We start from the raw sequence: 13,771 nt of genomic DNA, 5'->3' as shown, positions 1-13,771 counted from the left end.
GCCAGACCAGGACATCGGTACTGGAGGAGGTCATGGCCGACCCCAAGGGCTTTCTCACCACACCACGCCGCCTTCCGCCGCGCCGCCCGGTGGAGGAGCGGGTGCGCGACTGGGACGAGGTGTACGTCCCCGGCGGACTGCTGCCGATCGTCTCCGCGCAGGCGGATCGCTGCATGGACTGCGGGATCCCGTTCTGCCATGACGGCTGCCCGCTGGGGAATCTCATCCCTGACTGGAACGACCTGGTGTCCCGCGACGACTGGCGGCGGGCGAGCGAGCGGCTGCACGCGACCAACAACTTTCCGGAGTTCACCGGGCGGCTGTGCCCGGCGCCCTGCGAGAGCGCGTGCGTGCTGGCGATCAACCAGCCCGCGGTGACCATCAAGAACGTCGAGGTCGCCATCGCCGACCGGGCCTGGGAGAGCGGGTATGCGGTCCCGAAGCCACCGGAGCGGCTGTCGGGGCGGACCGTGGCCGTGATCGGTTCGGGCCCCGCGGGGCTGGCCGCCGCCCAGCAGCTCACCCGCGCGGGGCACACGGTGGCGGTGTACGAGCGGGACGACCGGGTGGGCGGGCTGCTGCGGTACGGCATCCCCTCGTTCAAGATGGAGAAGCACCACCTGGACCGGCGGCTGTGGCAGATGCGCGCCGAGGGGACCAAGTTCCGTACCGGCGTGGGCGTGGGCACCGATGTGGACGCCGCCGAGCTGCGGACGCGCTATGACGCGCTGGTGATAGCGGTGGGCGCGCGGGCCTGGCGCGAACTGCCGGTGCCGGGCCGGGAGCTGGCCGGGATCCACCAGGCGATGGAGTACCTGCCGCTGGCCAACCGGGTCCAGGAGGGCGACTACGACCGGCCGCCGATCACCGCCGAGGGCAAGCACGTGGTCATCGTCGGCGGCGGCGACACCGGAGCGGACTGCCTGGGCACGGTGCTGCGGCAGGGTGCCGCCTCCGTGACCCAGCTGGACATCCACCCCCTGCCCGGGGACGAGCGGGCGGAGGGCGAGCCGTGGCCCACGTACCCCAAGATCTACCGGATGTCCGCCGCGCACGAGGAGGCGCAGGAACTGGCGGCCTCCCCGGAGGCGGACGTGGACGCCCGGGTGTTCTCGGCCACCACCGTGCGCTTCGAGGGGGACGCGCCGGGCCCGGGGCGGCCGCACGGCAGGGTCCGGGCGCTGCGCCTGGTCGGGACGGGGCCGGAGGGCCGGGACGCGGAGCCCGGGGACGGGCGCGGCGAGCGGGTGCTGCGGGCCGATCTGGTGCTGCTCGCGCTCGGCTTCCGCGGTCCGGAGCGGGACGGCGGACTGTTCGGCCAGCTCGGTCTGGAGCTGGACGCACGCGGCAACATCGCCCGCGACACCGACTTCGGAACCGGCCGGGAGGGCGTCTTCGTGGCCGGTGACGCGGGCCGCGGGCAGTCGCTGATCGTGTGGGCGATCGCCGAGGGCCGCTCGGCGGCGGCCGCGGTGGACCGCTATCTGTCCGGGGACACCGCCCTCCCGGCCCCGGTCGGACCGGCGGACCGGCCCATGACGGCCTGAGGCCGGAGCCACGGGCGGGTTCGTGTGAACGTCCGGCCGCCGCTGAGTACTGTGCGACCATGAACTCGCCATCACCACTCCCCCGCCTCGCCGACGGTGTGTATCTGTGGAGTCCCACGCCCAGCGCCGGATGGGGCCTCGCCAACTGTGGGCTGATCGTGTCCCCCGATGGTGCCGCAGCCTGGATCGACTCCCCTTACGACCGGCGCATGGCCCAGGACTTCCTGGACCGCAGCCGGGCGCTGCTGCCCGAGGGAGGCCGGATCGGGCGGGTGATCGTCACCCATGCGAACGGTGACCATCTGTGGGGCGCGGAGGTCGTGCGCGGTGCCGACATCGTGGCCACCCGCGAGGCGCTCGGCCACATCGAGTACGAACCCGCTCCGCAGCAGCTGCACGCCATGGTGCGCGGCAGCGACCCGGAGACGCCGCTCGGGTGGTACCTCCAGAGCCACTTCGGACGGTTCGACTGGGCCGACACCGAGGTCGTCGAGCCCACGACGACCTTCACGGGCGAGCTGGACCTGCGGATCGGGCAGGTGCCGGTGCAGCTGACCGCGCTGCCCGCCGCGCACACCACCGGCGACCTCATCGCGTATCTGCCCCAGCAGAAGGTGGCGTTCACCGGCGATGTCATCTTCGCCTCCAGCCCCGATGACCCCGGCGACCACGCGGTGCACTGGGCCGGTCCGCTGGACAGCGTGATCGCCGCGTGTGAGCGGGTGCTGGACACCGGGGCGCAGACCGTCGTCCCCGGTCATGGGCCGGTGCTGGACCGGGAGGGCGTCCGCGGCCACATCGGCTATCTGGAGCACATCCGGGACCGGGCTCGGGAGTTGCACACGGCCGGGGTGCCCGCCCTGGAGGCGGCCCGCAAGCTCATCGCCGAGAACGCGTTCCCGCTGCCGGGGCTGCCCGAGCGCATGGTGATCACGGTGGGTACCGAGTACCGGCATCTGAACGGCGGCGAGGACCGGCCGGACATCGTCGCCATGATCGCCGACGTGGCCCAGGTGGCCTGGGACCTGCGCCAGGGCTGACCGCGCCCGCTCGCCCGCCGCGTTGTCATACCCGGCGGATAACGTTCTCGGTGTGGGCGGCAAAAGGCCGCCCACGGCGAGGGGTTACGCTCCCGTGCAGGTCGGAGCGGAGGGAAGGCAGTGGCACAGGTAGCGGGGGAAAGCCGGCACGCGCCCGGTCGGGGGGTGATCGACCTGGCCGACCGCCACGCGTTGCTGGCCCGGCAGCCGGACGATCCGGCGGTGGCCGAGGAGGGCCGCAGGCTCAAGGAGGCGGCGCTGCTGGACTTCGGGGTCAAGGACAGCGTGGTGTCCTCGTGGCTGTATGCCAAGTGCCACTACCAGATCCCCACCACGGCGGTGGACACGGCGGCGGTGGTGGCCACGGGGGACGGCACCTGTCTGCTGCTGTACAACCCGGAGTTCTTCGTCGCGATCGGGCCGAGCGGGGTGCGCTTCGTCCTGTTCCACGAGGCGCGGCATCTGATCCACCGCCATCTGTACGTGGACGAGGATCTGCGCGCCGACCCGGTCTTCGACCTGGCGGCCGAAGTCGCCATCAACCACGTGGCGTTGCTCCGGCTGGCGCAGGGCGGCCTGCCGACGCGTGAGGTGCCGGACGGCGCGGGCGGCACCCGCCGGGAGCCGGTGGGCGTCGATCCGCACGAGGTGCACCGGCGGTATGTGGCCGATCTGCGCGAGCAGGGCTTCGAGCCGCTGTCCTACGGTGAGTTCACCGAGACCGACCTGAGGATCTACGGGGAGCTGAAGCGGATGCGCACTCCTCCCGTGCCGCCGGTCCTGTGCATCCATATGGGCCCCGGCGGGGACGGCGAAGGGGCCGGGGCGAAGCAGCGGCTGCCGATGGACGCGGAGGCGGTGACCTCGGCGGTCGAGGAGACGCTTGCCGAGGTGATGCGCGGCGCGCTGCGCGGCGAAGGGCTCGCCCGGGACGAGTTGCTGGCCCTCGCGGACCGCACCACCGGCGGCGGCAAGCGGCTGGAGAAGATGTGGGGGCGGATGGGGCTGGGCGCGCTGCGGGGAGAGACGCAGCGGACCCGGCGGGTGGAGTGGTGGCGGCGGTGGCTGTCCGACACCCTCGCCTCCAAGCTCCGCGAGGGTGAGCGGCTGATCTACCCGAAGAAGCAGGGGGCGGTGCTGCTGGCGCTCGGGCACGACCCGATGCTGGCGCGGCGGGGTGCGGAGCGCACCAAGGTCGTGGTCATCGCGCTGGACACCTCGGGGTCGATGCCCCAGCCGGTGATCGACTGGATCACCACGCTGGTGGGCCGCACCGAGGGAGTCGAGAGCCACTGGCTGAGCCTCGACGGCGCGCTGATGCCGTTCGTCCCCGGAGAGCGGGTGCACGGCGGCGGGGGCACCGACTTCCAGCAGGTCGTGGACTACGTGGAGGGGCGGCGGGCGGTGGACGGGCGGCGGTTCGAGGAGCGCGCCGACGCGGTGATCATGGTCACCGACGGCCACGCCCGGAAGGTGACCCCGGCCCAGCCCGACCGGTGGATCTGGCTGATCACGGACGGCGGTGACGACTGGCCGGAGCGGCACGACCCGCCGATGGCCTGCCACCGGGTGGTCACCGGCGACAGCTGAGCCGAGGCACCGGGAAACCGGGGAATCGAGACACCGTCCCCGCCCGCCGGGCGGGGTGCGGACACGCATGGACGAACGACACGGAACAACGGGGGATTGCAGTCACCGTGAGCAGTGTGGACACCATGGCGCCGACCGCGAGGGACACGGCCGCCGGGCGGCAGGAGCGGGCGGCCGAGGGCAGCGGCCGGCGGGCCACCGCCACCTCCCCCGAGCCGCCGGGGCGGACCGGGGCCCGGCTGGAACAGTTCATCAGCGCCATGATCGCGATGCGGCAGACCGGCCAGGTCTTCGGCGAGCACGGGATCGGCAAGACGTCGACGTTTCTGTCCTACATCCCGCATGCCCATCCGGGCACCGAGGTGATCCTGGTCCCGGCGGCCAACCTCACCCCCGACGACCTGCTGGTGAACGCGCCGGTGCGGGACGACCGCACCGGGGAGCTGGTGCTCACTCAACTGATCATGCGTCAGCTCTCCCCGGGTGTGCCGTTCGTGCTGCTCATCGACGACTCGCTCCAGGCCGGGGACACCATCCAGTCCCAGCTGATGCAGATCGCGTGCAACTGGACGCTGGGCGAACACGATCTGCGCGCGCTCGGCTGTGTCGGGGTCTTCCTCGCGGACAACGAGTCGCTGGCCGAGACCAGCGCCCGGCGCAGCGATCTGGCCGTCCTGGACCGGATGGTCACCCTGCGGATCACGGCCAATGACACCGCTTGGCGGTCCACGCTGGCCGAGCGGTACGAGGACTGGGATCTGACCGGGGTGTTCCAGATCTGGGCCGGGCTCACCCCGTACCTGCGCTCGCTGCTCTCCCCGCGCACCCTCCAGCACGTCCTGGACTGTGCCCGCGCCGGGTTTCCGCTGTCCTGGGGGCTGCCGCTGGTGGGCGGGGTGCGGCTGCGGCTGCACGACCGCACGGCCGACGGCACGCCGGGACCGGACCGCACCGCCGAGCTTCTCGACGCCATCGCCGGGGCCCTGGGCCTCCCCAACCCCGCCACCATCCCCGATCCGGTGCGGAGCATTCTGCGCGCCGCGGTCCGCGAGAACTGGGCGGTGCTGCTCCAGGGCCCGCCCGGCTGCGGCAAGACGGAGATCACCAAGGCGGTGGTCCGCGAGGAGAGCGGAAGCGATCCGGTGTACTTCTCGCTGCCGGTGACCAACGTGGAAGACCTGTGCGTGCCGATCCCCACTCCGGACGGCACGCTGGACACCCTGTTCAGCCGCGCGCTGGTGGGCCCCGACCCCAAGGTGATCGTCTGGGACGAGTACAACCGCCCCAAGGACAAGGCCACCTTCGCCAAGCTGATGGAGATCACCCAGGAGTGGTCGCTGGCCGGTCGGCCCATCCCGGGGCTGCGCGCCCAGGTCGCGCTTCAGAACCCGCCGTACCACCTCGGCCGCAAGCTGCTGGTCAGCAGCAACAACGTGGCCCAGGCCAGCCGTTTCACGGTGAGCTACGAGGTGAGCCCCCAGGACATCCCGGCCAACGAGTGGCTGATCGCCACCTATGGCGAGGTGGCCGAGACGGTTCTGGAGTGGTGGAAGAACGACATCGACGACGAGGGCCGGGACTGGATCACCAAGCGCACCCTGGAGCGGCTGATCAAGCTGCACCAGGCCGGGCAGCCGCTGGAGACGGGGCTGATCTACCTGGGTGAGGGCGAGTACGCCCCGGTGCCGCTGTCCAAGCTGGAGGCACGGCTCGCCGAGCGGGCCGAGCAGCGGGTGATCGGGCTGCGGGAGATAGCGCGCGACATCGACCGCTGGGAGGCCCGGCTGGCGGCCGCGTCCGAGACGTCGGACGAGGGGACCAACGACACCGATCTGGTGCACCAGGTGCTCGCCAACGCCGAGGTGTCCCAGCTCAAGCGGAACGCCGAGGTGGTCGCCCGGCTGCTGCGCCACTTGCCGCCCAAGCTGCGCGCCGCCCACATGGTGGGCCAGTCGCCGGAGCGGCAGCGGTTCTGGATCGGCGCGCTGGCCCGGATGGCCGAGCTGTCCGGCGCCGGATGACGTCTCCTCACCTTCCTCGCCCTCCCCGCTTTCACAGCGGTACCGAACGATGAACGGAGCGCACCCCGCGCGGTGACCTACGAACGGGACACCCTGGTGTCCACCGCCTTCCAGCTCGCCGGGCCCTCCCTCACCCCGGCGCTGATGCCCCGGCTCCGCCAGGAGACCCTGACCCTGCTCCGGTCCCGGCTGCGGTTGCCCGCACATCTGGTGGACGAGGTGTTCGCTTCCGGCGACCGGGAGCTGCTGGAGGCCCTGGCCGGGGCGCGGGTCGGCGCCGAGCGGCAGGCCGTCATGCTCCGGCTCGCCGAGCTGGCCGACCCCGGCCTCGCCCGGATGCTCTACGAGGGGCCGCTGCCCGGCTCCTGGCGGCAGGACCTCCGGGGCGCGGTGCTCGGCGCGGCGGCCACGCGTCCGGCCGACCCCGGCTGGCGCGCCCCGGGCGGCCTGGTGGACTTCCTGTTGTCCGCCACCGCGTCGGACGACCTGCTCCCGGCGCTGGACGCGCCGTTCCCGGAGGTGGTGCGGCATGTGATCGAAAAGATCGGCACCACACTGGACATCCCCCAGCAGCTGAAGGCCTGCCACGCGACGCTCACCCACGGCGGAGTGGCCGAGTTGGCCGCCCTGGCCGAAGTGCCCTTTCTGCACTCGGCGGTGACGGATGTGGTCCGCCTGGCGGCAGCGGCCCAGGATCCGGCTGCCGTGCTGGAGAGGGCCGAGCGGGTGGCCGCCGACGCGGCTTCCGAGGACGAGGCGGCATCCGGCGGAGAGACGGCGTCCAGCAGTGAGAAAGCTTCCCGAGACGAGGCGGCGGCCCGGGACGCCGAGGAGGACGCACCGCCGCCGACCGGCGATGAGCTGGTGCGTCGCCTCCGTGAACTCACCCAAGGGTACGGGTCGTTCCCGCTGGGCGCCGTGGACTGGGAACTGCTGCTGGCCGAGCACAAGCGCGAGCCCTTCCCGTGGCTCCCGCTCAAACTGCTGGCATCCCGCCCGGACTGCCCGGACGAGCTGGTGCTGGCCGCGTACCGGCGGTCCTCCCACCTCCCGGAGACCTCCCCACTGCCCTGGCGGTTGCTCACCGGGACCGACTGGAAGGACGGCTACCACCACGACCGCCTGGCGCATCTGCTGAGGCGCGGCATCCGGGAAGGCGCGTACCCGGTGGACCGCGTCCTGGCCGAGGTGCGGCCCGCCTCCCGGGTCCTGGCCTCGCTGCCGTACCGCACGGACCCGCTCGGCCCGGCCATGGCCGGGCTGCTGGAGCCGCTGGGCGACAGCTTCGCGGCCTGGCGCGCGCTGTATTCGCTGCTCCCCCGGTTCACGGGGACGAGTGCGGAGCTGGTCGCCGCCGCCGTCGAGCAGCGGGCCAAGCACCGTGGCAAGAGCTGGCCGAGGCCGCTGGGAGCCGAGTATCCGGTGAAGCGTCCGGAGGGCGCCCGCGCGGTGTTCCTCCAGCTGTTCCAGCAGGCCACTGAGGAGGTGCAGCTGGCTCTGGCGCCCCATCTGGACCGGCGGTGCGTCCAGCATCTGCTGGTCTTCCACCAGCCCTCGCCCGCCCTGCGCGACCTGTTCGTCAGCCTCCACGGCACAACGGTGCTGGCTTCCGTCGCCTCCGACTGGGAGCTGCCCGCGGAGAAGGTCGGGGAGCTGATTGTCCTCGACGACCCCGAGATCAACACCAAGCTGTACGTCTACACGCCGCTCACCGACGAGCAGCGCCGGGGCATCCTCGCGGGCCGCCGGTTCGGGCCCGTCCCGGGAACGGAGCCGCTGCCGATCACCGATGAGCTGATCGAGGAGGTACGCGTCAGCGGGCGGCGGCACTGGCTGCTGCCGATCTGCGCATCGGGCGATGCGCGGCTGGCCCGGATCCTGCTCGGCAAGATCAAGCTGCATACGCTCGCCGGGCAGTTGCATCTGCTGGTCAAGGTGTGGGAGCGGCACGGTGCCGAGGAGGTGCGGGGGCTGCTGGAGGAGACCGAGTTCCCCGAGCGCCGCAGCCGCAAGCATCCGCTGCCGAAGGCCACCCATGAGATCGTCCGGAGCGCGCTGGAGGCGGCTGACGGTCTGTCGGTGCTGCGCACGGAGCTGGCGCGCTCCCGTGGGCCGGCGGCTCAGGTGGAGTTCCTGCGCTCCCAAGGCGGCACCGTCGACCTCGCCACACCGGCGCTGGAGCGGATGGCCGAGGAGATCGGGCCGGGGCTGCCCTGGGCGGAGCTGGTCCGGGAGCATGAGCGCGATCCGCTCCCCGACGCCCTGCTGGTGGTGCTCGCCCATGAGGACGGCTGCCCGGAGGAGTTGCGCGCCGACTGCGGTATGGCGTCGCTGCGGCTCGATCACGACATGCATACGCACAAGCCCACCGGGCCCCGGCCGAGCCCCCTGGACCTGGTTCGCCACCATCCGCTGCCGCGGCCCCACCGCCGGAACGAATGGCTGGACCGGGCGGCCCGCCTCGGCATGCTGACCCCGCTGGACGTCCTGTACGAGGCGAGGCCGGCCGGGCACGCGGCCGCCTACCTGATGTACCGCCACGACCGCACGCGGCAGGGCGCGCCGGACCCGGCGGCGCTCGCGGTCGGCCGCGCGGCCCTGGAGCTGGCCACCGCCCACCTGGGCGAGGATCCGGAGGCGTGGGCGCTGGCGCTGCGGCTGCTGCCCGACTTCACCGGCACTCTCCCCGAGTTGCTGACCACGGCGGCCGCCATCGTCAGCTGAGCGCCGGCGTCAGGTGAACGCCGGTGGCAGATCCTGCTCGGCCCAGATGATCTTTCCTTCGCTGGTGTAGCGGGTGCCCCAGCGCTGGACCATCTGGGCAACCAGGAACAGGCCCCGGCCGCCCTCGTCGGTGATGGCGGCGCGGCGCAGATGCGGGGAGGTGCTGCTGCCGTCGGCGACCTCGCAGATCAGGGTGCGGTTGCGCAGCAGCCGCAGGCGGATCGGGCCGTCGGCGTGCCGGATGGCGTTGCCGAGGAGTTCGCTGACCACCAGTTCGGTGGTGAAGACCGCCTCGTCCAGGCTCCAGTCGGCCAGGGTGCGGGCGACGGCGGCCCGCATTCCGGCGACCACCGCGGGGTCCGGGGGCAGGTCCCAGGAGGCGACGTGCCGCTCGTCCAGGGCGGTGGTGCGGGCGACGAGCAGGACCACGTCGTCGGTGGGGCGCGGCGGCAGCAGGGCGCCCATCACGGCGTCGCAGGTGCGCCCCGGGTCGGGGTCGGCGGGGCCGAGGGCCCGGCGCAGCATGTCGAGCCCGGTGTCGATGTCCCGTTCGCGGTCCTGGACGAGTCCGTTGGTGTAGAGGACCAGCCGGCTGCCCGCGGGGAGCGGGATCGCGGACGACTCGAAGAGCCGCCCGCCGAGCCCCAGCGGCGGCCCGGCGGGCAGGTCCGGGATGGTCACGGTGCCGCCCGGGTCGACCACGGCGGGCGGCGGATGACCGGCCCGGGCCAGGGTGCAGCGCTGCGCGACCGGATCGTAGACGGCGTACAGACAGCTGGCCCCGACCGCGCCGATGCCGCCGTTCCTGGCGGCCTCCTCCTGGTCGAGCTGGGCCACCACGTCGTCGAGCTGGGTGAGGAGTTCATCGGGCGGCAGGTCGACGACGGAGAAGTTGTGGACCGCGGTGCGCAACCGGCCCATGGTGGCGGCGGCGTGCAGTCCGTGGCCGACGACGTCGCCGACGACGAGGGCGACCCGCGCGCCGGACAGCGGGATGATGTCGAACCAGTCGCCGCCCACACCGGCGTGGGCGGGCAGATAGCGGTAGGCGGCTTCGACGGCGTATTGTTCGGGCCGCCCGCGAGGCAGCAGGCTCTGCTGGAGGGCCAGCGCGGTGGCGTGTTCGCGTGCGTACCGCCGGGCGTTGTCGATGGCGACGGCCGCCTGGCCGACGAGTTCGTCGGCGAAGGACCGGTCCTCGTCGTCGAAGGGCGCGGCCCCCTCCAGGCGCCGGAACTCGACCTGCCCCAGCAGCACCCCCCGGGCGCTGAGCGGGACGGCCAGCAGGGTGTGGCCGGACGGCGGCCGGGGCCGCTCCTCCCGTACGGCGCTGACCGCGACGCGGCGCATGCGGGACCGCGCGTCGACCGGCTCCTCGCCGCGCAGTACGGACTCCAGCAGGTCGACGGTGGCGAAGTCGGCGAAGCGCGGGACCGCGACGTCGCCCAGTTCCTCGGCGGTGCGCGTCATGTCGAGACTGGTGCCCACGCGGACGCTCGCGTCGTACAGCAGTTCCAGGCGTGCCCATGCCGCGTCGGCCTTGTCGGTCAGCGCCTGGAGTTCGGTGGTGTCGCGCAGGGTGGCGACGCTGCCCCAGAGCTGCCCGCGGCGCGAGGCGGGGCGCTGGTTGACGGCCAGCAGCCGGTCCCCGACCTGGATCACCTCGTCGGTGACGGCGCGGCCCGAGGCGAGCAGTCCCGCGGTCTCCGGGGCCAGCCCGGCCTCGGTGAGCCGCCCGCCGCGCACCTCCGGCGGCAGCCCGAGCAGCCGCCGGGCCTCGTCGTTGGCGAGCACCAGCCGCCCCTGGCCGTCGAGGATGAGCACGCCTTCCCGTACGGCGCGCAGCACGGCGTCGTGGTGCTCGTACATCCTGGTGAGCTCGGCGGGGTCCAGCCGGTGGGTCAGGCGCCGCAGCCGTCGGCCGACCAGCGCCGCTCCCGCGGCGCCGAGGACGAGGGCGAGCGCCGTGGATCCGTAGAGCACCGGCAGTTGACGGCTCACCGAGGCGGACGCCTCGGGAAGGGTGACCCCGACGTTGACGATGCCGACGACCCGGCCCCCGGCCCCGGCGACGGGGACCACCGCGCGGATCGAGGGGCCGGGGAGGGCGGCGGCCGGGACCTCGTCCGTGAAGGACCGGCCGGCCGTGGCCGGATGGAGGGGAAGGGCGGCACGGGTGCCGATGAGATTCGGGTCGGGGTGGGCGTAGCGGATGCCCAGGGGGCTGGTCACCACGATGTAGCCGACACCGGATACGCGCCGGAGCCTCGTCGCGTAGGGCTGGAGGATCGCGGAGGGATCGCGGGACTCCAGCGCCCGCCGGACGCCGGGGGCGGCCGCGAAGGTCTTCGCGAGGCCGAGGGCGCGCCCCCGGGCCTGCGTCTCATGGCCGCTGCGGGCCTGAAGGACCAGCGTGGTCCCTGTGGCGAGCACCAGCAACGTCACGATCACCAGCATCAGGGCGCACACCTGCCCGGCGACGCTGCGCAAGCCCAGGGCAGAACGCACCTTCACAGACTTTTTCTAACATATGGACATACGGCACACCTGGCAGCGGCATTGACGGGCACGGACGCGTCGGCTCTCGGCCCGTGACTACCTCCGGGGCCGCTGGACCACGGTCGTACGGGGGCCCTGGCGCCCCGCGGCAGCCGTCAGCCAATCCCGGCGCACCAGCGGCAGGGTGTCTTCCACGACCGAGGTGCCGGTGAGCGGCAGCCATACCTCGAAGCGTGCGCCGGAACGCCCGTCGGGGCGGTCCCGTACGGTGATGCGGCCTCGGTGCAGGGCGATCTGCTGGGCGACCAGCGTCAGGCCGAGGCCGGAGCCGGGGCTGTTCGGGCCGCGGCGGAAGCGTTCGAAGACCTCTTCGCGGCGTGCGGCGGGGATACCGGGCCCGTGGTCGTCCACCGTGAGCACCGCCGCCGGGCCATCCTGGTCCCGGGTCGGGTGCAGCGCCACGTCGACACGAGCCCGATCATCCTCGGTGCGGCCGTGTGTCCAGGCGTTGGTGAGCAGGTTGCCCACGGCGGAGCGCAGCCCCTGCTCCCAGCCGTGGACCAGCAGCCCCGCGGGGGCGCGTACGGTCACCGCGGCGTCCGGGTGCGCGCGGCGCAGGTCGGCGGCCGCGTCCTCGACCAGCTCCGCCAGGTCCACCGGCGTGAACGAGTCCGCCTCGACCAGGTCGCCCTGCCCGAGGGTCTTGAGCATCACCACCAGCCCGAGCAGCCGGGCGTGTTCACGCCCCAGGTCCTCCAGGACCTCGGCCCGGTCGGCGGCGTCGAGGTCGGCGTGGGCGGTGAGGATGTCGAGGTTGGTCCGCATGCTCATCAAGGGGGTGCGCAGCTCGTGGGAGGCGGCCGCGGTGAACGAGCGGGCCGTGGCGAGCGCCTCGTTGGTGCGGACCGCCTGTTGGTCGTAGCGGGCGAACACGGTCTGCACCGTGTGGGCCAGGTCGTCGACCTCGGTGATGCGGGTCCGCGTGTGCTCCAGGCGCGTGGTGCTGCTCCTGGGGTCCAGACCGCTCGTACGGCGCTGGAGCCGCCGCAGCGGCAGGACCGCCCGGGCGGAGATCGCCCAGGCGATGGCCCCGGCCAACGGCGCGGCCAGCAGCGTGACCGTCACGACCCGTTCGCGCACCAAGGAGACCTCCGCCTGGTAGGCGCTGTCCGGGGCGAAGATCCACAGATTCGGCGTGTCCTTCTGCCCCGCGGTGTACACGCGTCGCGAGAGCACATGCCAGGTCTCGTCGCCGGAGCGCACGGTGACCGGGTGCGGGGCGCGGGCGGGCAGCCGGGTGTCGGCGGCGGGCTGCGGACCGGCCGAGAGCGTGTCGTCCGGCCCGGTCAGCCGGATCCCCATGTCCCGTGCGGAGCCCTCCAGCCGCCGCCGGGACTTCTCGGCGATGACCGGCTGGTCGTCCTCTCTTGCGTGCAGATACCGGTTGGCGTTCTGGGAGACGGCCGTCGCCCTGGCGCTCAGCTGCGCTTCCTGGTGGGCGCGCAGGTCATCGGCGACCAGACGCAGCAGCAGCCACCCGGTGGCCAGGACCAGGAGGGGTACGCTCACGCCCACGGCGAGCGCGAGCCGGGTGGACAGCCTCATGGCCCGCCTCCGGCCCGTCCGCCGCCGTGGTACGGACGCTCCTCGCGCAGGACGAAGCCGACTCCGCGAACGGTGTGGAGTGTCCGGTGGCGTCCGCCCGCCTCCAGCTTGCGTCTCAGATAGCTGACGAAGGTGTCCACCACGTCCGTGCGGACCTGGAAGTCGTACCCCCACACCCGGTCCATCAACTGGTCGCGGGTCAGGACGATACCCGCGTTGCGGGCCAGGATCTCCAGCAGCTCGAACTCGCGCCGCGTCAGGTTCATCGGCCGCCCGTCCACGGACGCCTGGCGGGTGGCCGGTTCGAGGACGAGGCCGCCGACCCGCACCCGGTCGAGGGCGGTCGGCGGTCGGCGGCGCAGCAGGGCGCGCAGCCGCAACTCCAGCTCTCGCAGGGCGAACGGCTTGACCAGATAGTCGTCTCCCCCGGCTTGCAGCCCGGCGACCCGGTCGTCGACCTCGTCGAGGGCGGAGAGCATCAGCACCGGCACATCGTCACCGGACTCGCGCAGGGTGCGGCACACGTCGATTCCGCTGACGCCGGGCATGCAGATGTCCAGGACGACGATGTCGGGGTGGCCGGCGCGCATCACGTCCAGGGCGGCGTGGCCGCCGTCGGCCAGCGTCACGTCGTAACCGCTGAGCCGCAAACCCCGCTTCAGTGAGCGCCGGGTGGCATCGTCGTCATCGGCCACGAGCACCCGTCCGGCACTGCCGGTCATGCGCACCTCCGCTCGTCGTGGGT

At 73.0% G+C, this 13,771-nt stretch carries 8 protein-coding genes; 5 read left to right on the top strand and 3 right to left on the bottom strand.

Going from position 1 to position 13,771, the window contains the following annotated elements:
* The first annotated feature begins 32 nt into the window (after positions 1-32).
* From LCH29_RS04490 to LCH29_RS04470, 5 genes are all read left to right on the top strand, one after another.
* The gene (locus tag LCH29_RS04490) at positions 33-1,547 is read left to right on the top strand and encodes a glutamate synthase subunit beta (protein WP_446460369.1); all 1,515 of its coding nucleotides are present in this window, start codon (positions 33-35) and stop codon (positions 1,545-1,547) included.
* A gap of 59 nt (positions 1,548-1,606) precedes the next feature.
* A complete protein-coding gene (locus LCH29_RS04485; RefSeq protein ID WP_446460368.1) occupies positions 1,607-2,587 on the top strand; it encodes an MBL fold metallo-hydrolase in 981 nt (326 codons plus the stop codon).
* 165 nt (positions 2,588-2,752) lie between these two features.
* Positions 2,753-4,177: a DUF2201 family putative metallopeptidase gene (locus tag LCH29_RS04480; RefSeq protein ID WP_446460367.1), complete on the top strand. Its 1,425-nt coding sequence runs from the start codon at positions 2,753-2,755 to the stop codon at positions 4,175-4,177.
* Positions 4,178-4,302: 125 nt separating this feature from the next.
* On the top strand, positions 4,303-6,198 hold the full coding sequence (locus LCH29_RS04475; RefSeq protein WP_446460570.1) for an ATP-binding protein: 1,896 nt from the start codon (positions 4,303-4,305) through the stop codon (positions 6,196-6,198).
* A gap of 72 nt (positions 6,199-6,270) precedes the next feature.
* Positions 6,271-8,922 (top strand): hypothetical protein, encoded by a 2,652-nt coding sequence (locus LCH29_RS04470; RefSeq protein ID WP_446460366.1) that lies wholly within the window; start codon positions 6,271-6,273, stop codon positions 8,920-8,922.
* 9 nt (positions 8,923-8,931) lie between these two features.
* On the opposite strand, the gene LCH29_RS04465 is transcribed toward LCH29_RS04470, so the two are convergent.
* The 3 genes from LCH29_RS04465 to LCH29_RS04455 form a co-directional block, all read right to left on the bottom strand.
* Positions 8,932-11,430 carry a SpoIIE family protein phosphatase gene (locus LCH29_RS04465; RefSeq protein ID WP_446460569.1) on the bottom strand — a complete coding sequence of 833 codons (2,499 nt, stop codon included), beginning with the start codon at positions 11,428-11,430 and terminating at the stop codon, positions 8,932-8,934.
* Between the two features lie 87 nt (positions 11,431-11,517).
* The gene (locus LCH29_RS04460) at positions 11,518-13,026 is read right to left on the bottom strand and encodes a sensor histidine kinase (protein WP_446460365.1); all 1,509 of its coding nucleotides are present in this window, start codon (positions 13,024-13,026) and stop codon (positions 11,518-11,520) included.
* Positions 13,023-13,748, bottom strand: coding sequence for a response regulator transcription factor (locus LCH29_RS04455; RefSeq protein ID WP_446460364.1), 726 nt, complete (start codon positions 13,746-13,748; stop codon positions 13,023-13,025). The genes LCH29_RS04460 and LCH29_RS04455 overlap by 4 nt, the downstream gene beginning before the upstream one ends.
* Positions 13,749-13,771: the final 23 nt, after the last annotated feature.

It is taken from the genome of Streptomyces sp. BRA346, assembly GCF_052851135.1.
Note: the sequence above shows the minus strand (reverse complement) of the source record. Positions and strands in the feature narration are given on the sequence as shown.